Source organism: Pseudoalteromonas sp. S3785 (assembly GCF_005887365.1).
GTDB lineage: Bacteria > Pseudomonadota > Gammaproteobacteria > Enterobacterales > Alteromonadaceae > Pseudoalteromonas.
This window is the reverse complement of the sequence record NZ_PNCT01000004.1, coordinates 39,780-62,206: the sequence shown is the minus strand read 5'-3', so window position 1 is coordinate 62,206 and position 22,427 is coordinate 39,780. Positions and strand designations below refer to the sequence as shown.

Below are 22,427 nucleotides of genomic sequence, written 5' to 3'. Positions count from 1 at the left end.
TTACTCCTCGGTATCTACTTTGCGCTTAGACTCAGCAAGGTAGTTTTTCAGTATACCTTCAATTACTTTCGGGTTTTGGCCATCTTGAATACCTAAAATAGCATCCAGTATTAAACGCTGATTCATCGCTTCTTCGTCTTTACGAAGCTCCAGTTTTACCTGAATAGGAATAGCCACAACATTTGCTAAAAAGGCACCATATAGAGTAGTTAACAAGGCAACCGCCATTGCGGGGCCGATGGCTTTAGGGTCATCCATGTTAGATAACATAGCAACTAAGCCTATTAACGTTCCTATCATACCCATTGCAGGGGCTATATCGGCAAGTGACTTAAATAACCCGGCGCCCAATTCGTGACGAGTTGTAGTTAAAGAAATGTCTTTTTGAAGCGTGGCACGCACTACATCAGCATCGTGGCCATCAACGAGCATATCGACACCTTTACGCATAAAAGGGTTTGGTATTTCAGCTTCTTCGAGGGCTAAAAAACCGCCTTTACGGGCCGAATCAGCAAGTTCAACTGCTTTTTCAATCAGCTCTTCTGGCGATTCGATTTTAAACATAAATGCTTTACCAACAACCTTACCTATGCCCAAAAACTGCGACAAGGTAAAGTTTGATAACACTATAAATAGTGAGCCACCAAATACAATTACGCTAGAAGGTGCATCGGCAAACATCCCCATTTCGCCGCTACTACTCATAAACATGGACATGACAATTAAACCAATTGCGCCAAGGATCCCAATTATGGTTGCTAAATCCACATTTCCTCCAAAGTATTATACTTTGTTATTCAAACTTTTATTATTAACTGCTTATCGGCAAGATACTGAAATACTTAAGCCATTTTTGAAAAAAGTGTAAAACACTGTGTTTTGCCTAATTTTAGATCAAGATACCCTACTCGCCTAGCGACTAATTAATTTTTATTGTACACAGTGGGGGCTAATACGCATCTTATACGTTATAAAAATACGATTTAAACTGATATAACTTAAAAAACAGCGATCATCCTTTGACCTAGTTTAGCATTCCCCCTAAAATTGGCTCCTAAATTTATCATGCTGGCTGAAATTAAACATGGCGACTAAAAAACCTGAAAACCTAAGTTTTGAACAAGCTCTCGAAGAATTATCAACCATTGTCGGTGACATGGAACAAGGTGACTTATCGCTTGAACAGTCGTTAAAACAATTTGAGCGTGGTATAGCCTTAGCAAACGCCTCAATGGGCAAGTTGCAACAAGCTGAGCAAAAAGTCTCTATTTTAATGGGTAATGATGAAAAAGCAGCGCTGACTTCCTTTAATAATGAAGTGGAATAACCGTGAGCATACAAGAAAAAATAGAATGTGCTCAACAAGATGTCGTAAAGACCCTGCAACAGTACTTTGATCAACCCCTTGATACCGCACACATAGTAAAAGAAGCCACGCATTACGGCTTATTTAACGGTGGCAAGCGTTTACGTCCCTTTTTAGTCTACGCAAGTGGTGAAATGCTCGGAGCTAATAAGCAAGATCTAGACACCCTTGCTGCTGCTATTGAATGTATTCATAGCTACTCGTTAGTACACGATGATTTACCAGCCATGGATGACGACGACCTTCGCCGCGGGCGCCCAACTTGCCATATAGCGTTTGATGATGCGCATGCAATTTTAGCGGGCGATGCACTACAAACATTAGCCTTTGAGCTTATTTCGTCTCATAATTTTACTTGCAGCGCGACAACACAAGTAAAAATGATCAGCGCACTGGCTAAAGCATCCGGGCTTGAAGGCATGGTAGGCGGGCAAGGGTTAGATATTGCAGCTACAGATAAAGTGATTACAGTACAACAGCTTGAACGAATTCATAGATTAAAAACGGGTGCTTTAATAAACTGTGCCATTACTTTAGGTGCATTATGTAGCGAAAAAGCAGACAAACAAACCTTAGAAAACTTAAGTGTTTTTGGGTATGCTATAGGGCTGGCATTTCAAGTGCACGACGACATTTTAGATGTTGAAGGTGACACATTTACTTTAGGTAAGCCACAAGGCTCTGATTTAGCTGCTAATAAAGCAACTTATCCGGCCCTATTAGGTATGCAAGGTGCCAAACAAATGGCGCAAAATTTAATAGAGCAAGCACATCAGGCATTAAACAAAATAGATGCTGATACCTCTACTTTAGCGGCGTTGGCAAACTACCTGATTAAACGTGACCATTGAGTGTTACATATACGTATTGCCATTTAGCACTGACATTATTACTCAACAGCGGTAACAACGACTAAGTTAGCACCGCTGTTAGCGAAGGATAAAATAAATACCATGACACTTGATAGTAGCAAGTATCCATTACTTAACTTGGTTGACGAACCAGCCCACTTACGCGACATAGCGCAAGATAAACTCCCTGCGTTTAGCAACGAGTTACGAGACTATTTACTCAACTCTGTTTCGCAAAGTAGCGGCCATTTAGCGTCTGGTTTAGGAACTGTTGAGCTTACCGTTGCGCTTCATTATGTGTATAACACACCAGAAGATCGCCTAGTGTGGGATGTGGGCCATCAAGCGTACCCGCATAAAATTTTAACGGGCCGACGCGATTTAATGCACACAATTCGTCAAAAAGATGGATTACACCCCTTCCCTTTTCGTGAAGAAAGCCAATACGATACGTTTAGTGTTGGGCACTCAAGCACCTCTATTTCAGCTGCGCTCGGTATGTCTATTGCAGCTCAAAAAGAAGGCAAAGGCCGTAAAACCGTTGCCGTTATAGGCGATGGCGCCATTACAGCAGGAATGGCATTTGAAGCCATGAACCACTTAGGCGATGTAAAATCTGACATGTTAATCATTTTAAATGATAACGAAATGTCGATTTCTGAAAACGTCGGTGCGTTAACCAATCACTTTGCGCGTATTTTATCTGGCAGCTTTTACACAAATATTCGCGAAGGCAGTAAAAAGTTACTCTCTGGCGTGCCTCCTGTCAAAGAGCTTGCCAGTAAAGTAGAAGAGCACCTAAAAGGGATGGTTATTCCAGGTACCTTTTTTGAAGAACTAGGTCTTAATTACATTGGCCCCATTGATGGCCACGATGTAAATATGCTTGTAGATACACTACGTAATATGCGTAATTTGAAAGGGCCCCAGCTTTTACATATAAAAACGCAAAAAGGAAAAGGCTATAAACCGGCAGAAGCTGATCCTATTGGTTATCACGGTGTACCAAAGTTCGACCCTAATACATCAAGCTTACCTAAATCTAAACCTGGCGCCGCCACTTTCTCTAAGGTGTTTGGTGATTGGTTGTGTGATATGGCCGAGCAAGATAAAAAATTAATGGCTATTACACCGGCAATGCGTGAAGGCTCAGGTATGGTGCGTTTTTCAAAAGAACATCCAGAGCAGTATTTCGATGTAGCTATAGCAGAGCAACACGCTGTTACATTGGCTGCCGGTTTTGCTTGTGAAGGGTTAAAACCCGTTGTAGCTATTTACTCGAGCTTTTTACAACGTGCGTATGATCAACTTATTCACGATGTTGCACTGCAAAAACTACCTGTGCTTTTTGCTATAGACCGCGCAGGTATTGTGGGCGCCGACGGCGAAACACACCAAGGTGCGTACGACTTAAGCTTTATGCGTTGTATTCCCAACATGGTTATTATGGCCCCAAGTGATACTAACGAGTGCCGCCATATGCTTTACACCGGTTATAAGGCTAATTGCCCTGTAGCAGTTCGCTACCCACGCGGTAGTGCCGGTACTGCCGATATTCAAAGCGAAATGACACTATTAGAACTAGGTAAAGCTCATACCATTAAGCACGGCGCTAAAATTGCTATTTTATCCTTTGGTACTTTGCTTGAAAACGCCCAACTTGCTGCAAATGAGCTAGGTGCAACGCTAGTTAATATGCGCTTTATTAAGCCACTTGATACACGTTTATTAGATGAGCTTAGCCAAACTCATGATGTAATAGTAACACTTGAAGACAACGCTATTAGTGGTGGCGCTGGCTCTGCTGTTAATGAATATTTAGCAGCGCAAAAAGCCAGCCTAAAAGTGCTTAACTTAGGTATTCCTGATGAATTTATTAAGCACGGCACACAAGCGCAAATGCACGATGAAATGGGCTTAGGCGAACAAGGCATTTTAAATTCAATAAAATCTTTTATCGCTTAATTAAACAAAAAGAAAGGAGCTTTTAAGCTCCTTTCTTTTTAGCTAAGTCTTGTACAGCTTAGCTTTCTCATTACTTCATAGGTTTAGTTTATCTATCAATAGCAACACGCATATAAAAGGTATCGATTAAACTTTATCGCATCCACACTTTAATATCTGCTAAGCCATTACTTTGTAAAATACCCAGCTGCTGATCTACATTCGAATTTTGCTCAAACTCAAACGCATCTAACTGTTTATCAAACGTAATATTAGCGACACCATCACCACCGCGTTTTTTAACCTGATGAAGCGCTATATCGGCTAAGTTTATCGACGTTTCCCAACTAATTACTTGCCCACCTAAAAGTGGCAGTGGGTAAAAAGACCACCCTAATGACGCTGTTATATTGGTGGTTTTACCGTTCGGTAGTTGAAACGAATTTAATGCAATTGCTTGGCATAAATCAGAGGCATAACTGTCAATCATGTTGCACTTAAAGTCGCGCAGTAATAATAAAAATTCATCCCCACTCCAGCGTGCTACATAATCAGAGCCTTGGGTACGCGAATTAAGTAACGCTGCCATTTGTTGTAAGCAGCTATCCCCTGCGATTGGTCCATATGCATCGTTTATACGGCTGAAATTATCAAAGTTAATAATAAGCAGCACAAGTGACTTGCCTTGCGCTTGTAAAGACTGCGCATTACGTTGAAAGTGCTCAATATCTTTAGGAAGCTGATCAAATAAGAAGCGACGGCTACGAAGCCCTGTAAGCTCATCTGAGTGACTAACAAGTTTAAGTTGTGAGTTTACTTGGCCCAGCTTGTCATTGGCTTGGCGCAGCTCTAATGTACGCTCTGTAACCAGGGCTTCGAGTACTTCTTGCTTGCGTCGCTCTTGCGCTCTAAATACCCAAAAAATAAAGTAAAATAGTAAAATAAAGCCACTAACAATGAGTAGCCTAAAGTAAATAGTCTCGTCAAAACGCTGCGGTACAACAAATGCGTACTCGGCAGTTTGTGCTCTATCCCAATCTTCGCCTTGACGTTTTGCCTCAAGTTCGAATAAAAAAGCCCCTGCAGGTAAATTTGTATAAATGGCCTCTCGGCGTGCATTAGCATAGCGCCAATCGCTATCTAAACCACTTAACTTATATCTGAACTCAATACTGTTTGGTGCATAATAATCGATGGCGGTGTACTTTAACGTTATATCGCGCTCATCGGTATCTAGCAGAGGTTTTTCGCCTAATGCAGCGGTAGTTAACGCACGCAGTGGTGTGGTTAGTGTTTCTACTTTAGGCTTTAATACATTTAAGCCAAATAGCTCGGTATTTTTAGGTATTTCTACAATGCCTTGTAAGCTTGGGTACCAAATTGAATAATCTGTCATGGCAACAGCATCATGCCCTAAACCGTTACAACATTGGCTTGCTTTACCATCAAGTTGCCTGTCAAAAGAAGAAATAACCTCTTCCACTTTTAGGCTCGACACATCACCTTTAAATTGCGCTACTGGCATACGGTAAACACCTTTCATGGTACTTACCCATACACGCTTGTAGTTTTCGTCATACTCTAAGCTAAAAATAGAACCATAGGGTAAGCCGTTGGCTGCATCTAACTGTCGCCAATACCCTTGTAAACTTCTGTAAAATAGGCCGTCGTTAAGCGAGCCTATTAAAATACCTACCCCATCTATGTGTAATACGCTGGTGATGTATGCACTTTCGAGCGAGGTTTGGTCACCTATTTTTTCAATGCCACGGTCGGTAAAGTAATACGCGCCTTTACTGGTACCTATTACACCAAAGTTTGCTTTATCAAGCACATAAGTTATAAATTTACTGCCTAAAAAGGCATTGTATGCAAAGGGTGTTAACCCGCCATAACTCAGCCTATACAAGCCACGCCCTGTACCTATCCAAAAGCCCCCTTTGCTTGATGGACTAATAGCAAATACAGGGTTGTCGCGCAGGGCTCTGCCCGGAAAACTGTATAGTTTATCTTGCTCGTAAAAAAACAGCCCTCGTCCGGTTGCGATATATAAACGTGAGCCATCAAACTGTAAATCGTGTACGGTTGCACGCCCAAATTGCGCGCTGGGTATTTTATTGACAAAGTTTTTATTTAAATCGAAATACCCAATACCACTTTTATTTGCCACCCATAAATTACCATCGGGCGCTTGGCTGATTGCCATAACGGCCTCAGTCATTTGCGATAAAGCAGAGTGGCGTTCTATACGCCCTTCGTGTGCAAGCCATAAGCCTTCGCTAAAACTTGCAAGCCAAATATTATTTTGGCTATCGCGGTAAATATCGGCAAACCAAATACTTTGATCAAGCTGACTTGGCTCAACCCATTGCCACTCACCCGACTTAGCTCTAAAAAGCAGTCGTCCATACGTAGAAACCCATAAGCCACCATTGGTGTCGCTCATAAATTTATACACAGCTGAGTTATTCGCATTCGGCAGCGGGAAAGGTCTTAGCTCATCGTCTAAATCTAAAAAGTAGGCACCCAGTTCAGAGGCTAAGTATAAGTTACCATTTAAAAAAGACAGATCATGAACAATGGTTTGTGCTAACCGCTCTGGCAATGATACCTTGGCTGTTAACTCCAACCTGAGTTTTGAAAAATCAGAGGCGCTTTTAGTTAAGCGTAGTAAATGACGGTCGTTAACCAGCCAAATCCCCTCTGGAGAAAGCGCCATTTGACTAACCGACCCCACTATTTGGGTGATCACGGTGGCATTAACAATAGGAACGAGTTCGTTCGCTTTATCACGTAAATCGACTTGGTTGCGGTCTACATAATAAAGCCCATTAGCTGCAATCCAAATGCTGCCTTTGGCATCTTCTAATATGTCTCTAACTGGGCCTTTAATATTAAATTCTTGTGCGGCAAGCGTTTGCGGGTTTATAACCACCAAGCCACTTTTAGTGCCTACCCATAAATAGCCATTACTATCTATGAGCAATTTATTAATACCATTACTTGGTAAAAAAGGACTATTTTGTGTGTTGTAATTAGTAAAAGTTGTGCCGTCAAAACGGCTAAGACCAAATTGCGTTCCGACCCACATATAGCCTTGCTGATCTTGCACAACACTTTTAAGCGATTGCGAGGGCAAACCATCTTTAATATTCCATTGCTTAACAACGTAATCAGTAATAGAAGCCCAACTTGGCATGGCACACAACATAAGTACACATACCAGTAAAAATCGCATCATTTTGCTGCCACCTAATTAAACAAATAAAACACAAAAATTAAAAGGGTAGTAAACCTGCTTTTATTAACGCTTGCAAACAAATAAGTGAAAAAATACCGGCAAGTACATCATCAGCCATTATACCCACACCACCGTCCATTCGCTTATCGAGCGTTTTAATCGGGCCTGGTTTGGCAATATCAAAAAATCTAAATAATAAAAAGCCTACAAGCAAGGTTTGCCAACTAAGCGCTGCGCCGATCATCGTAATGTAATAACCTGCAACTTCATCCCACACTATGGCTGGGTGGTCGTGCACACCTAAATCATCGGCGGTTTTGCCACACGCCCAAATACCAAAAATACTAATAACCACAGCAAACACGATTTGTAGCCAAAGCGGAAAATACATGGTCATAAAAATAAATGGCAAAGCAGCAAATGTACCAAAGGTGCCTGGCGCAACAGGCGCAAGGCCAGTGCCAAACCCTAGGCCAAATAACTGGTGTGGGCGCTTTAAATTAAACTGTTTTTTGCTAGTCAAACCTGCTCCTTGGCAAAGTGCTCAAAGCCCTGTTGCTCAAAATTAAATTTTTCACCGTGGTGCAAAAGCTCAATGTGCCCTTCGCCACTTTTTATTTGCCCTATGCACGTTGCTTCTACGCCATATTGGCGTAATTTAAGCTCCAACATGCTTTTATTATCTTCAGAGACAGTAAAAAGTAATTCGTAGTCATCGCCATAGCCTAAAGTATACGGCAATTGCGCCTCAAAGCTCAGGCTTGAACGCATAGCGTCTGAGGTTGGGATGTTTTCGATATTTATACTGGCACTGACTTGTGACATATCAAGTATGTGGGTTAAATCCGCTATAAGGCCATCAGACACATCAATGGCTGATGAAGCAAGGCCTCGTAATACTTGCCCTGCAGCAACACGCGGCGTTGGGTAATCAAAGCGGCTATTTATGTACTTTAAGTGCTCAGGCTCAATACTAAGGCCACGCTTGCGAGATTCAATAGCCAAACCTGCATCACCTAGTGTGCCGGTTACACATACCCAGTCGCCCACTTTAGCACCTGCACGGCGTAAAGCTTTGCCCTCTGGCACTGTGCCTTTAGCGCATATAGTAACGGTTAAAGGGCCCTGTGTAGTATCGCCACCAATTATTTGTACATTAAAGTACTCAGCAATTTCGTGCATTCCCTCAGTAAATTCTTCAATCCACTGCTGGTTAATATTTGGTAGGGTTAATGCCACCGACACCCAAGTAGGCTCTGCTCCCATGGCTGCTAAATCACTTAGATTTACGGCCAGTGCTCGGTGTCCTAATGCTCGGGGAGAAATGTCATCAAAAAAATGAACACCCGATACAAGCGTATCAGTTGTTACTGCCAGTTGGCAGTTTTGCGGAACGGTAACTAATGCACAGTCGTCCCCTATTCCTAGGCTTACATCACGACGAGTTATACCACGACCTTTAAAGTAGCGGTTTATTAATTCAAATTCCTTCATACACAAAAAAGCCGACCTATGCCGGCTCTCCTTTTTAACGTGTACTAACTGTTAAAGCTAAGCTCTTAAGTAGAGCGCTTTAGCAAAGTTAGTATTACTTGCGTAAATGCTTAACAGCTTTATCAAGTACACCGTTTACAAATTTATGGCTGTCTTCAGCGCCAAATATTTTAGCAAGCTCAATGCCTTCATTGATTGCTACTTTGTATGGCACATCTTCGCGGAATTTAAGCTCATACGCGCTTAAACGTAAAATTGCACGCTCTACCATATCTAAATCATCAAATGGACGTGTTAAATGCGGAGAGACAGCTTCATCTAGTTGCTTATAATTAACGGCAACGCCACGCGCTAAATCTTTAAAGTATTCAACATCAATTTTAGTCACGTCGTTTTCGATCAACATTTGTTGCTCGATATCGGCAATTAAATTGCCACTTAATTGCCAAGAATAAACGGCTTGAAGTGCTAAGATACGTGCTTTACGTCTTGCTGCTGGTTTCACAAAAATTCCTTAAACTTAAATTTTATCTAACACATTAACCATTTCAAGCGCGCCTAATGCCGCTTCGCCGCCTTTGTTACCCATTTTGGTACCAGCGCGTTCAATTGCTTGTTCAATGCTTTCTGTGGTTAATACGCCAAATGCAACCGGGATATCATACTCAAGCGATACATTCGCAAGGCCTTTGTTAGATTCGCCAGCAACGAGGTCAAAGTGTGGTGTACCGCCTCTGATCACTACGCCTAATGCGATGATTGCATCATACTCTTTTTTTGCCGCAATGCGTTTTGCCGCTAAAGGTAACTCTACTGCACCGGGTACATACACAACGGTAATGTCATCATCGGCTACGCCACCAGTACGCTTTAGTTCATCAACAGCACCTTCAAGTAGGCTGCTACCAATAAAATCGTTAAAACGAGAAATAACAATAGCGAATTTTTTGCCTGGAGCGTACTTATTACCTTCAATAATTTTCATTTGATAACCCTAAAAATATGTTCAAGCGGTTGCGATTGCGCAAAAATTGCTGCGCATCATACCATAAAAATAAAAAAATAGACTAGTTAAAAGCACAGCCCTTATTGTGGCTCAACGTAATCAACCACTTCTAAATGAAAGCCCGAAAGTGCATGGTACTTTTTAGGACGGCTCATTAAGCGCATTTGCTTAATACCTAAATCAGCCAGTATTTGCGAGCCCACACCAACAGTACGTGATGTGCCTTTAAATTTACGCGGCGTAACATTCTCACCAGCGTCGGCAGCAGCAAATGCTTTTACCGTGGCCTCTAACTCTTCGGTGCTTTCTTGCTTGCCTAAAATAACCAATGCACCATTGTTTTGTGCAATGTGCGCCATTGCATCTGAAAGCCCCCAACTACGATCCGCACTTCTGTCCGAGAGTAAAATATCGTTAAAGGTACTTTGTAAGTGTACACGCACAAGAGTTGGCTCGTTTTCTTTAATTTCGCCTTTTAACAATACGTAATGCAGTTGGCCGTCAATGGTGTCTTTGTAAGTTACTAAATCAAACTCGCCGTGCTCGGTGGGCAACTTACACTTCGCCACTTGCTCTATGGTGGTTTCGTTAAGGTTTCGGTACTCAATTAAATCTGCAATCGTGCCAATTTTAATACCATGCTCTTTAGCAAAGACTTCTAAATCAGGGCGACGTGCCATAGTGCCATCGGCATTGAGAATTTCGACAATAACCGATGAGGCTTCAAGGCCCGCTAACCGTGCTAAATCACAACCGGCTTCGGTATGGCCTGCGCGCGTTAAAACACCACCAGGTTGCGCCATAATAGGAAAAATATGTCCTGGTTGTACTATATCGCTAGGTACAGCGCCTTTTGCTATTGCCGCTTGAACTGTACGCGCTCTATCAGCTGCCGATATACCGGTTGTTACGCCTTTGGCTGCTTCAATCGACATAGTAAAATTAGTAGAAAACGCAGCACCATTATTTTTTACCATTAATGGTAAATCAAGCTGTTGGCAGCGCTCTTGTGTCATGGTTAAACAAATTAAGCCACGGCCATGAGTGGCCATAAAATTAATGGCTTCGGCGCTAATATGCTCCGCAGCAATGATTAAATCGCCTTCGTTTTCTCTGTCTTCGTCATCCATTAAAATAACCATTTTACCGGCTTTAATGTCATCGATGATTTCTTGTGCGCTGTGTAAGTTCATAAATTTGCTCGTGTAAGTTATCAGTGTCGTTATTTAACAAAACCAGCTTTAGCTAGTAAGCTCATTGAAATGTCTGAGCCCGTTGGCTGCTCAGCCCCTTTAATAAGGCGCTCTAAATAACGTGCAATTTGGTCAACTTCTAAATTAACGCGTGTGCCCACTTTAAAATCAGCAATGGTAGTTTGCTCGCTTGTGTGCGGCACTATGGTTAATTTAAATTCATTACCTTGGACAGCGTTTACTGTCAGGCTTATACCATCTATACATACAGACCCTTTATAAGGTATGTACTTCATTAAGTTTTCATCTGTGCTTAACCAGTACTCTGTTGCGCGCGCATTACTCGTAATAGCGGTAATGGTGGCAATGCCATCAACATGACCAGAGACCAAGTGCCCCCCTAAACGCGAAACCGGCTGCATGGCTTTTTCTAGATTAACTGTTTGGCCAATATTATAATTTGCAAACCCAGTGAGGCTGATAGTTTCATTTGATAAGTCGGCACTAAAGCCATCAATGTGCTTATCGACTACGGTTAAGCATACACCGTTAGTGGCAATGCTATCACCTAGCTTTACATCGCTCATATCAAGGTTAGCGCTTTGAATGCGAATGGCTAAATCGCCTTGTTTTTTTTGTAATAGCGCAATTTTGCCTGTGGCTTCAATTATTCCAGTAAACATAGCCCTACTCTTTAAATTAAGTGGTTGGAATGTGTTTTATAGCGGTTATACGTAAGTCATCGCCTATTTTTACACACTCTGTAAACGTCAAATTAACGGTATTTTGCATATCTGTCAGCGGTGCAAAATTAACTAAGCTTTTTGCATCGCCCCCCATTAATTTTGGCGCTAGATAAAATATATATTCGTCTATTAAATTAAGCTCTGTCATTTTACCGGCAAGTGTAGCACCCGCTTCTAAATAAACATGATTAAATTGCAATTTAGCAAGGTGCGCTAAAACAGACGTTAAATTAACTTTGTTATTGTGCTGTGGCACTTCTATATGCCTTACAAAATGTGGCCATTGCGCTGATTTATCAACCTTGGTAGTAAATATTATTATATCACTTTGAGTATTGAATAATGCCAACTCTGGTGTAAGCCTATTTTGCGAGTCAATGATAACACGCACAGGTTGGCGAAGAGGTAATTCGGTAGGTAAAGCCTCTGGGAGTTCGTTTAACCTTACATTAAGTTTAGCATCATCCGTAATAACCGTATCGGCGCCGGTTAAAATAGCGCAACTTTGTGCTCGGTGTAACTGAACATCTTGTCGCGCAGCTGAGCCAGTAATCCACTTACTTTGTCCATTTTTAAGCGCAGTTTTACCATCAATACTAGCGGCCATTTTACACGTTACGTACGGCAGCCCCTGCTCCATACGCTTAAAAAACCCCAAATTAAGTGCGCGTGCTTGCTTCTCTAACAGCCCAAAAGCAACCTCAATACCAGCATCGCTAAGTATTTTAAGCCCCTTGCCTGCTACTTGCGGGTTAGTATCGACCATCGCAGCAATCACCTTTACTACACCTGCCGATTTTAAAGCTTCTGCGCAAGGAGGAGTCCGCCCGAAGTGACTACACGGTTCAAGCGTGACATAAGCTATTGCGCCTTTTGCATTTTCACCTGCTACAGCAAGCGCATTAACCTCAGCATGTCCCTGCCCCGCTAATTGATGAAACCCCTCACCAATTATGTGGTTATCTTTAACTAAAACACACCCTACATTGGGGTTCGGGGTAGTTGTAAATCGCCCTTTTTTCGCAAGTTCGATGGCCCGCGCCATATACATTTCATCTTGTTCGGTAAACGGTATTTGGCTTTGCATTACTACTCCCCTAAACGGGCAATTTCTTCACCAAATTCGCGTATATCTTCAAACGAGCGATACACAGAGGCAAACCGCACGTAGGCGACTTTATCAAGCTTTTTAAGCGCCTCCATTATGCACTCCCCCACCAAGTGGCTCGATATTTCTCGCTCACCGGTAGCACGCAACTGCGATTTGATAATATTAACCACTTCATCTACTTGCTCAGTACTTACAGGGCGTTTTTCTAGGGCGCGATTAAGGCCATTTAGTAGCTTGTCTTCGTTAAATGGTTCTCGGCTACCGTCTTGTTTAATCACACGAGGCATAACTAACTCGGCGCCTTCAAAGGTAGTAAATCGCTCGTGACACTCGTTACATTCACGACGACGGCGAACTTGGTGGCCTCCGCCAACAAGGCGAGAATCAATAACTTTAGTATCTTTTGCGGTACAAAATGGGCAATGCATAACTAGGTACTTCCGTTTTAAACAAAAAAGGCCGCTATTTAGCGGCCTTTTATCTTAGCAAAAAACTAAGTGGTTGTGATCTAAATTACTGCTGCTTATGCAATTAAGCGTATACAGGTAGTTTTGCACAAATTGCTTTAACTTTTTCTTTAACTTGCGCTTGTACTGACTCATCGTTGATGTTGTCTAACACGTCACAAATCCAGCCAGCAAGCTCTTTAGACTCAGCTTCTTTAAAGCCACGACGGGTAATTGCAGGTGAACCAATACGTAAACCAGAAGTAACAAACGGTGAGCGAGGATCGTTTGGTACAGAGTTTTTGTTCACGGTAATGTTTGCATTACCAAGCGCTGCGTCTGCATCTTTACCTGTGATATCTTTATCGATTAAATCAAGTAAGAATAAGTGGTTTTCTGTTTTATCTGAAACGATTTTGTAGCCGCGCTCTTGCATAACAGCAACCATAGCTTGTGCATTTTTAACAACTTGTGCTTGGTATGTTTTAAACTCTGGTTGTAGTGCTTCTTTAAATGCCACTGCTTTTGCAGCAATAATGTGACACAAAGGTCCACCTTGACCGCCAGGGAATACAGCGCTGTTAAGCTTTTTGTAAATTGCTTCGTCACCACATGCAGAAATAATTAAGCCACCACGAGGGCCTGCTAATGTTTTGTGGGTTGTTGTTGTTACAACATGCGCATGAGGTACTGGGCTTGGGTAAACACCCGCGGCAATTAAACCTGCAACGTGAGCCATATCAACAAATAAGTAAGCACCTACTTTATCAGCAATTTCACGGAATTTAGCCCAATCAACAATACCTGAGTATGCAGAAAAACCACCAATAATCATTTTTGGTTTATGCTCTAGTGCTAGCGCTTCTACCTGTACGTAATCAATTTCGCCGGTTACTTCATCTAGCCCATATTGGATAGCATTATATAGCTTACCAGAGAAACTTACGTGTGAACCATGCGTTAAGTGACCACCATGAGCTAAGCTCATACCAAGTACAGTGTCACCGGCTTCTAATAACGCTAAAAAAACAGCGGCATTAGCTTGAGAGCCTGCATGAGGCTGAACGTTCGCATAGTCAGAACCAAATAACTCGTTCGCACGATCGATTGCAAGTTGCTCAACAACGTCTACGTGCTCACAACCGCCATAGTAACGTTTGCCCGGGTAACCTTCTGCGTATTTGTTTGTAAGCTGTGAACCCTGCGCTTCTAGTACGCGTGGGCTACAGTAGTTCTCTGATGCAATTAATTCAATGTGCTCTTCTTGGCGAGCAGTTTCTTTGTTTATCGCGTCAAATAACTCTGGATCAAAATCCGAAATATTCATGCTACGTTCTAACATTGGGGTCTCCTAGGGCAACGTGTATGGTGTTTTTTAGAGGCTTTATTGTACGCTTTAAACAACGCTTTGCCTACGCTCTTAAGTTGAGGATATTTAAACAGGGATTGAATCTATTTCACAGCATTTTTAAGATGATATTTTTTTATAAATTCATTAATAATTTAAATGACTTTTAATTTTTACATTTAATTAGTTAATGACAGTAGTTTTATAGACTGTATTTAAAACACAAGAAAAGCGGCCAAAGCCGCTTTTTTAACACTAAGTTAGTTAGCCCAACTTAGTGAGTATTTCAGTACGTAACGCGTCGTAATCAGCGTTAATGTCCTTTGCTAAACAAGGTTTTGCAAGTGCGTCGCTAAGTGGTTTTGGCATATCAAGTTCAATATTTAGAATCTCTTCTACGCTTTCTTTAAACTTGGCGGGGTGAGCAGTTGCTAAAAAGATACCTGCTGCGCCGGGTGCTTTATTCTCTACAAGACCTTGGTATGCAATAGCGGTATGGGGCTCTGCAACATAACCAGTTTGTTGAATATTTTTCATCACTGCTTGCGTATTTTCTTCGCTCACGCTGGTTGAGTAAAAATTATCGTAGCTAAACCAGTTATTATCTAACATTGTTTGCACACGTGGCCAGTTATTTGGCTTGCTCACATCCATCGCATTTGAAAGCGACTCAAGTGTGGCATTTGGCGACCAATTTTTATCAAGCATGTAACGTGGCACGGTATCGTTTTGGTTCGTCGTTGCGCTTAGTTTACCCACCGGCAAACCGATTACAGCACCAATCATGGCGGCACATACATTACCAAAGTTACCACTAGGGACCGAAATATGCGCGGTAGCACGCTTTTCTTTTGGTAGCTGAGCAATGGCTTCAAAGTAATAACATACTTGTGCCACTAGGCGGCTAATGTTGATTGAGTTAGCTGAATTAAGACCAAGTGTAGATTTAACTTCGTCATCTAAAAATGACTTTTTAACCAGCTCTTGGCAATCATCAAAACTGCCATCAACTGCGTAACAATGAATGTTGTTACCAAGCGTAGTAAATAGCTTTTGCTGAGCAAGCGAAATTTTGCCTTTAGGATATAGAATAACAACATCTATATTTGGCTTGTTGTAAAACGCATGCGCTACAGCAGCGCCAGTATCGCCAGAGGTTGCCGTTAAAATCGTGACTTTTTCGCCTTTGTTAAACTGTGCTAAACACTCAGCCATAAAGCGTCCACCAAAGTCTTTAAACGCAAGCGTAGGACCGTGAAAAAGCTCTAAACAATAGTTATTGTCTTCAACCTCTACCAATTTTACAGGAAAATTAAACGCATTTTTAACCATTTGAGCAACAGTATCAGCGGGCAGTTCACCGCTAATAAGGTGCGATAAAATTTTGCTACTGCGGGTAACAAAATCCATATCTAATAACGCATCTACATCGGCGAGTGGCGCTAAGCTTTCAGGGAAAAATACCCCCTGATTGCGCCCAAGCCCTGTTTTTACCGCTTCAACAAACGACACTTTTTGAGAATTTTCTTTTAAATTATGTAATTGCATAAATGCCTATCCTATAAAACTGTTAATTGACGCGTGCCGTCGTTATCTAATTTACAAATGTGGCAAAAGCCCTGCTCATTTATATAGTTTTGCGCTAACCACTGCGCACATTTTTCAGCCGCTTCTAATGTTTTACACACTGTAAATAACGTAGGGCCGGCACCTGAAATACTGACAACTTCAGCGCCTAATGCTGGAAGGTTCGCTTTTGCCTCACTGAAGCCGGCAATTAAAGGCGCTCGGTACGGCTCTGCAATATCGTCTTGCATAATGCTTAGTGCATCATCAAAACGCTGCGTTAATAACAAGCTGCTAAATGCAGATAAACGCTGAGCAAACTCAACCCCCGCATGCATACTTAACTCTTTTGGTAATACCGAGCGAGCCTTTGCGGTATTAAGCGAAAAACCAGGGAACGCCGCTACGTAGTACCAGTTTTCATCAACTGGTAAAGCAATTGACTTATCAGGAATTAAATCGCCTGTAAGCTGTAAGCCCCCTAAATAACACGGGGTGATGTTGTCGTAATGACGCCCACCACTGACTATCGCTTCAAAATCAGCCATTAACTCAATCAGCTCAACTTGGCTTAAATTGGTTTGAGCAAACTTATCAAGCGCAGCAAAGGTTGCGACCACCGAGCACGCACTCGAACCTAGCCCTGAGCCAATTGGTAAGTTCTTTTTAAGTTCTAATTTTACACTTGGCATATCTGGCGCCACGTGCGCTCTAAAATGCACTAAACACTGATATGCTAGGTTTTCGCTCGCATCGCTTGGTAACTTATGCGCGTATTCGCCTGAGCAAACAAACTCATCACTTTGAGCGGCGCTTACTACGGCTACATCACCTAATAAACTACCATCAATAGGCGCAAGCGCTGCGCCTAGTGCGTCAAAGCCGACTGCAAAATTACCTATAGACGCCGGAGCATATACTTCTATCATTTTTAACTCCTAGCGCGATAACGTTTTTAATACGTCGGCAAATACACCGGCAGCGGTTACTGCAGAGCCTGCGCCGTAACCACGTATTACAAACGGGCGTGGTTGATAATACTGACTTAAAATAGCTAACGCGTTTTCACCATCACGAATAACATTTAATGCATGCGATGAATCGACCGCTTCAATACCTACTTTACAGTGGCCTTCTTTAATTGTACCTACATAACGAAGTACTTTACCCTCTGCTGCGGCACTTTGAATACGGTCGTTAAACTCAGCGTCTAAACTTGGTAGTTTAGCCATAAATTCATCTACGCTGTCGTCTTGTGCAAAACCTTGTGGCAATACCGACTCCACTTCTATATCGCTAAGCTCTAATTTCATGCCGGCTTCGCGAGCAATAATCAGTAATTTACGTGCTACATCAGTACCCGATAAATCATCGCGTGGGTCTGGCTCTGTAAAACCGCTTTCTTTTGCTTTAATTGTTGCCTCAGAAAGTGATAAACCATCTTCTAGTGCACCAAACATGTACGACAGTGAGCCTGATAAAATACCGCTAAACTCGAGTAACTCATCACCTGCACCAAATAACGACTGTAAGTTATCGATTACCGGTAAGCCTGCACCTACGTTTGTTTCGTATAAAAATTTGCGGTTATTTTTTTGTGTTGCTGCAATTAAGTTTTGGTAATAATCGTACGAGCTGGTTGTTGCTTTTTTATTAGCGGCCACCACATGGAAGCCCGCATTTAAAAAATCCACATACTGAGCGGCTAGCGCATCAGAAGACGTACAATCTACAAGCACTGGGTTTACTAAGTGATTTTGTTTTACAAACTGCTCAACTAAATTTAAGTCAAACGCTTGCTCTGATGCTGCTAGCTTTTGCTGCCAGTCATCAAATGCAATACCTTCGCTGTCTAAATGCAATTGACGAGAATTAGCAACGCCATATAGGTTTAATTTAATATTTCGTTTTTCAAGCCACGCTTGTTGGCGTTCTAACTGAGAAATAAGCTCTTGGCCTACTAAGCCACAGCCAAGTAAAAATACGTCAATTGAAGGGACGTGAGTAAAAAAGTTTTCGTGGCATATTTTTACTGCATCGTTACACAGCTCACCGTCAATAACCGCCGAAATAGCACTTTCTGTAGAATCCTGCGCAATGGCTACAATGTTTACTTGGGCCTGTGCAAGAGAAGCAAAAAACTGCGCAGCTAAACCTTTGTGTGCACGCATGTTATCGCCCACTAAAGTAACAATGGCAAGGTTACGTTGTACGTTTACCGGCTCAATTAAGCCTGCTTGTAATTCAAGCTCAAATGCACTTTGCAAGGCCTCTAGCGCTAGCGCTAAATCGCTTTCGTGCACACAAAAGCTAATACTAAACTCGCACGATGATTGCGTAATTAACACAATCGATACGTTATCGTGCGCAAGAGCATTAAATACTTTAGAGGCCATACCCACCTTACCTTTCATGCCAGGGCCTGACACGGTAAGCATTGCTAGGTCTTGCAAGCTAGAAAGCGCTTTTACAGGTTCATCCGATGAATAATCGTTACCAATTAATGAGCCTTGAGCATCTGGGTTATGGGTATTTTTAATTTCGCACGGTACACCCGCTTTGGCGCACGGTAAAATGGTTTTAGGATGAAGTACTTTAGCGCCAAAATAAGAAAGTTCCATTGCTTCTTTATAAGATAAAAAGTCAACTTTAGTCGCTTTTTTGATGTAACGCGGATCGGCGCTGTACACCCCATCAACATCTGTCCAAATTTGACATACCTCAGCATCTAAACATGCAGCAGCAATTGCCGCTGAGTAGTCAGAGCCGTTACGACCAAGCGTAGTGAGTTCACCTTGCTCATTGCTGGCAGTAAATCCTGGCATAATATAAATAGTGGCTGGGTTTTCTTTAAGTACTGCTTGAAAACGTGCTTTACTCGTTACTAAGTCGGCTTCAGCATCAATGTAACCCCCTGTAGAGGCAACACAGCGTGTTGCTTCTAGGTATTGTGCATTGTGCGAGCTTAATAAACTTTGCATAAGCGATACACTTACTCGCTCACCAAAACTAATTACAAAAGCACGAATTTGATCTGGGCAGCATTTAATAAGCGCCACACCATCTAGCTTATTTTTAAGCTCATGAAAATCTGGCCAGTTTGCGACTTCGCCACTGCTTTTTTCTACTTCTGCTTTTAATGTTTCGCATCGGCTTAGTAAAGCTTGCCATTGCTGTGAAAAGTCCTGACCTTGCTCTGCGGCACTTGCCAGCGCAACTAATGAGTCAGTCATACCACCGGGTGCAGAAAGCACCAGTAACATTTCATCTTTTAACTGTGCCTTGACAAGTTGAGCTACTTGCTGCAAACAGGCAAAGTCAGCAAGCGAAGAGCCTCCAAATTTTAAAACGCGCATTATTTATGTTCCTCATCCCATAAAACGAAAAAAGGCCTGTGTTCTTAGTGAACACAGGCCTTTAAATTTGTTGCACCGACCTATGCCACTATCCAGTAAGAATGGTGGTTGTAATAATAATGGTCAGTACGCGATTAATTGTTTTCATAACGCTAAGACTGCCTTAACAAAGGCTATGCTGTCAACCCCAAATTAAAAGATAAAACAGCCTTTTTTAACATGAAAAAACCTAATGAATGCCAAATTTATGCAAAACTTCGCTTAAAGCTGATTTGTTAATAGGTTTATTTATAAAGTCGATAGCACCTAACTGCGCCACCTTCTGCTTCATTTGTTGTTGAATATCAGCGGAGATCACCAATACAAAGCACTCTATTTTTTCTGCCTTAATACGCTCTAGCACCTGTACACCGTCAACTTCTGGCATGGTTAAGTCTAAACACAGAAGATCAAATTGCTGCAAGCGTAAAAGCTCAAGCGCATCGGCCCCGTTTGCGGCTTGTTGTATGTCGGCATTCACGCACTCATTTAAACAACGCACAACTTGTTTACGTGCAACAGTGGAATCATCACACACTAATATAGAAAATTTCATCATGTTTACTACTAAAATAACCTTCTAAAAATTATAAAAACGAGCCATCCGTTGGTTTTTTTCTATTCTAACACGTTCCTAAAACTCTAACACTTTGCTTGTTCGTATAGTGTGATACGGTAACCTTACAATAAAACTTTAACTATTATTAATAATTCCCCACCCAATCGATACTTATGTAACATAAGTGGGCATTTGGATTACTTTAAGTCAAATTAGTGCACTATTATTAAAACAAAACGACTCTCAAGAGTCAGTCTCTTTAAAATATAAGTTTTTTTATTTATTTTTAAGGTTTTATTGACTAACTTTTAGGGTAGAAATTGCAACTTAGATATAATTATACCGGATGAGTAAATCCCATATGTTACAAAAAAGCCTTTCTAAGAAATTGTTAACTAATGTTTTATCAGTTTATTTTTTACTCACCTTCGTGGTGACATGTGGACAAGTGCTTGCTGAATTTGTAAATACTAAAGACTACATTCGTGATGAACTCAGTACACTACAAAAAACCTTCAGTAGAAGCTTAACGCGCGCAATTTGGGAACTAAATACAAAGCAAACAATAACAACCGCAGAAGGCTTACTTGCCATCCCTATGGTGGAGGGCATTATTGTACGCGACGACAGCGGCGAAATTATTTCGCAACTGGGACGCTCTCTAGATATACATAAACTTTATAATCAACAACTTGTTCAGGAAGAAGTTATTATAGAGGACACTAAGTCAGGTCTATTTGGTTATACATTCCCACTCATTTTTGAGTTCTCCGGACGTGCTACGCAAGTGGGTGATGTAACCTTATTTTCGAGCCGCGACGTGGTGTTTAGCCGAATCATGGTATCTATTTACTTTTTAATTGGTAACGCCATGATCAAAACCACCTTTTTGATCATCTTGTTTTTAATGGCATTTAGAAAACTGCTCACCGACCCGTTAAACGAATTAACCGATCAAATAGAAAACCTTGAGCTTGATGACTTAGAAGGTCAACACATAGAAATTGAAACCGAAGAGCATAACGAACTAAACGTTATGGAGCAGTCTTTTAATAACTTAATAGATAAAGTAGTCCAATACAGAAAGGAGCTTGAACACACTCAACGTGAACTGATTGTTAGTAATGAAAAGCTCGACCAACACAATATACAACTTGAGCAAGATGTTGCTCGTAAAACGTCAAATTTAAGTCAAGCAATGATGGATTTACAGCAACAGAAGTACGAACTAGAAAAACAAAAGCTGGTACTAACCGAAGAGGTTGATTTACGTAGGCACACCGAAGAAGAGTTATTAACCAAACAAAAAGAGCTCGAACGCTATCTTGATGAGCTAAGCCTTGCTCAAGAGCGATTAGTTGGAACAGAAAAAATGGCCGCATTAGGCGGGCTTGTTGCTGGCATTACACATGACATAAATACGCCTATTGGTATCGGGGTAACCGCTATATCGTTCTTGCAAGAGCGTTTAAATACCTTAGAAAGCGCTTATAAAGAAAAAACTTTATCGCCCAAAGCATTAGAAGAATTTATAAACGAAGCTAAGCAAAGCACGAGCTTGCTTACAACCAACCTTGATAGAGCCTCTGAGCTCATTGCCAGCTTTAAACAAATAGCGGTAGATCAAGCCAGTGAAGCTGTAAGAACAATTAACTTTAAAGATTACTTAAACGAAGTGATTTTGTCGCTTCACCCTAAACTTAAGAAAACCAAGCACACCATCAACTTGCAGTGTCCAGATGATTTAGTTCTAAATTTACCTGCTGGGGCGATTAGCCAAATTTTTACCAACTTAATTATGAATTCAATTATTCATGGGTTTGATAACATTGCACAGGGCAATATTGATATAAATATTAGTGCCAATGACACACTCCTTGTGATTGACTACAAAGATAACGGTAACGGTGTAACAAAAGAGCAGTTAGCTAAATTGTTCGACCCCTTCTTTACTACAAAGCGCGACCAAGGCGGTAGTGGCTTGGGCACACATATAACCTTTAACTTAGTTAAGCAAACGCTCAGCGGCTCAATAGAGGCTAACAGTGAACCCGGTAAAGGGCTGCATTACCATATTGAGTTTCCTAAAAATATGCCAAAGCCATTATTTAATCAATAAAGGCTTTGGTTAAAATCAGCCATTTCGAGAACCCCATTTTAT

The 22,427-nt window shown here is 41.6% G+C and carries 19 protein-coding genes; 4 read left to right on the top strand and 15 right to left on the bottom strand.

What is annotated here, in order from left to right:
- Entirely contained in the window at nt 1-768 is a 768-nt protein-coding gene (gene pomA / locus CWC17_RS01430; RefSeq protein WP_004586874.1) for a flagellar motor protein PomA, read from the bottom strand.
- A 316-nt stretch (nt 769-1,084) separates the two neighbouring features.
- On the opposite strand from pomA, the gene CWC17_RS01425 reads away from it, so the two are divergent.
- The 3 genes from CWC17_RS01425 (at nt 1,085) to dxs (ending at nt 4,182) form a co-directional block, all read left to right on the top strand.
- On the top strand, nt 1,085-1,327 hold the full coding sequence (locus tag CWC17_RS01425) for an exodeoxyribonuclease VII small subunit (RefSeq protein WP_138611899.1): 243 nt from the start codon (nt 1,085-1,087) through the stop codon (nt 1,325-1,327).
- Nucleotides 1,328-1,329: 2 nt separating this feature from the next.
- Nucleotides 1,330-2,217 (top strand): (2E,6E)-farnesyl diphosphate synthase, encoded by an 888-nt coding sequence (gene ispA, locus CWC17_RS01420; protein ID WP_138540915.1) that lies wholly within the window; start codon nt 1,330-1,332, stop codon nt 2,215-2,217.
- A 102-nt stretch (nt 2,218-2,319) separates the two neighbouring features.
- Nucleotides 2,320-4,182 carry a 1-deoxy-D-xylulose-5-phosphate synthase gene (gene dxs / locus CWC17_RS01415; RefSeq protein ID WP_138540914.1) on the top strand — a complete coding sequence of 621 codons (1,863 nt, stop codon included), beginning with the start codon at nt 2,320-2,322 and terminating at the stop codon, nt 4,180-4,182.
- Between the two features lie 133 nt (nt 4,183-4,315).
- Here dxs and CWC17_RS01410 read toward each other — a convergent pair whose 3' ends face one another.
- The 14 genes from CWC17_RS01410 to CWC17_RS01345 all read right to left on the bottom strand — a co-directional run bounded on the left by CWC17_RS01410 (nt 4,316) and on the right by CWC17_RS01345 (nt 20,266).
- On the bottom strand, nt 4,316-7,402 hold the full coding sequence (locus CWC17_RS01410; RefSeq protein WP_138611898.1) for a ligand-binding sensor domain-containing diguanylate cyclase: 3,087 nt from the start codon (nt 7,400-7,402) through the stop codon (nt 4,316-4,318).
- A 37-nt stretch (nt 7,403-7,439) separates the two neighbouring features.
- Nucleotides 7,440-7,925 (bottom strand): phosphatidylglycerophosphatase A family protein, encoded by a 486-nt coding sequence (locus CWC17_RS01405; protein WP_024031690.1) that lies wholly within the window; start codon nt 7,923-7,925, stop codon nt 7,440-7,442.
- Nucleotides 7,922-8,896 carry a thiamine-phosphate kinase gene (thiL, locus tag CWC17_RS01400; protein WP_138611897.1) on the bottom strand — a complete coding sequence of 325 codons (975 nt, stop codon included), beginning with the start codon at nt 8,894-8,896 and terminating at the stop codon, nt 7,922-7,924. Before thiL ends, CWC17_RS01405 begins: the two co-directional genes overlap by 4 nt.
- A gap of 94 nt (nt 8,897-8,990) precedes the next feature.
- The gene (gene nusB / locus CWC17_RS01395; RefSeq protein ID WP_004586866.1) at nt 8,991-9,401 is read right to left on the bottom strand and encodes a transcription antitermination factor NusB; all 411 of its coding nucleotides are present in this window, start codon (nt 9,399-9,401) and stop codon (nt 8,991-8,993) included.
- A gap of 15 nt (nt 9,402-9,416) precedes the next feature.
- Entirely contained in the window at nt 9,417-9,881 is a 465-nt protein-coding gene (ribH, locus tag CWC17_RS01390; protein WP_004586865.1) for a 6,7-dimethyl-8-ribityllumazine synthase, read from the bottom strand.
- 101 nt (nt 9,882-9,982) lie between these two features.
- A complete protein-coding gene (gene ribBA / locus CWC17_RS01385; RefSeq protein ID WP_138611896.1) occupies nt 9,983-11,095 on the bottom strand; it encodes a bifunctional 3,4-dihydroxy-2-butanone-4-phosphate synthase/GTP cyclohydrolase II in 1,113 nt (370 codons plus the stop codon).
- A 29-nt stretch (nt 11,096-11,124) separates the two neighbouring features.
- Nucleotides 11,125-11,778, bottom strand: coding sequence for a riboflavin synthase (locus tag CWC17_RS01380; protein ID WP_055015326.1), 654 nt, complete (start codon nt 11,776-11,778; stop codon nt 11,125-11,127).
- A 16-nt stretch (nt 11,779-11,794) separates the two neighbouring features.
- On the bottom strand, nt 11,795-12,928 hold the full coding sequence (gene ribD / locus CWC17_RS01375; RefSeq protein ID WP_138611895.1) for a bifunctional diaminohydroxyphosphoribosylaminopyrimidine deaminase/5-amino-6-(5-phosphoribosylamino)uracil reductase RibD: 1,134 nt from the start codon (nt 12,926-12,928) through the stop codon (nt 11,795-11,797).
- Nucleotides 12,929-12,930: 2 nt separating this feature from the next.
- Nucleotides 12,931-13,380, bottom strand: a complete 450-nt coding sequence (gene nrdR, locus CWC17_RS01370; RefSeq protein ID WP_004586861.1) for a transcriptional regulator NrdR — start codon at nt 13,378-13,380, stop codon at nt 12,931-12,933.
- A 103-nt stretch (nt 13,381-13,483) separates the two neighbouring features.
- Entirely contained in the window at nt 13,484-14,740 is a 1,257-nt protein-coding gene (gene glyA, locus CWC17_RS01365) for a serine hydroxymethyltransferase (protein WP_138611894.1), read from the bottom strand.
- Nucleotides 14,741-15,010: 270 nt separating this feature from the next.
- Nucleotides 15,011-16,294 carry a threonine synthase gene (gene thrC, locus CWC17_RS01360; RefSeq protein WP_138611893.1) on the bottom strand — a complete coding sequence of 428 codons (1,284 nt, stop codon included), beginning with the start codon at nt 16,292-16,294 and terminating at the stop codon, nt 15,011-15,013.
- Nucleotides 16,295-16,305: 11 nt separating this feature from the next.
- Nucleotides 16,306-17,241 carry a homoserine kinase gene (thrB, locus tag CWC17_RS01355; protein WP_138540909.1) on the bottom strand — a complete coding sequence of 312 codons (936 nt, stop codon included), beginning with the start codon at nt 17,239-17,241 and terminating at the stop codon, nt 16,306-16,308.
- A 9-nt stretch (nt 17,242-17,250) separates the two neighbouring features.
- A complete protein-coding gene (thrA, locus tag CWC17_RS01350; RefSeq protein ID WP_138540908.1) occupies nt 17,251-19,668 on the bottom strand; it encodes a bifunctional aspartate kinase/homoserine dehydrogenase I in 2,418 nt (805 codons plus the stop codon).
- Nucleotides 19,669-19,897: 229 nt separating this feature from the next.
- Nucleotides 19,898-20,266, bottom strand: coding sequence for a response regulator (locus CWC17_RS01345; RefSeq protein ID WP_055015321.1), 369 nt, complete (start codon nt 20,264-20,266; stop codon nt 19,898-19,900).
- 361 nt (nt 20,267-20,627) lie between these two features.
- On the opposite strand from CWC17_RS01345, the gene CWC17_RS01340 reads away from it, so the two are divergent.
- Nucleotides 20,628-22,385 carry a HAMP domain-containing sensor histidine kinase gene (locus CWC17_RS01340; protein WP_055015320.1) on the top strand — a complete coding sequence of 586 codons (1,758 nt, stop codon included), beginning with the start codon at nt 20,628-20,630 and terminating at the stop codon, nt 22,383-22,385.
- Nucleotides 22,386-22,427: the final 42 nt, after the last annotated feature.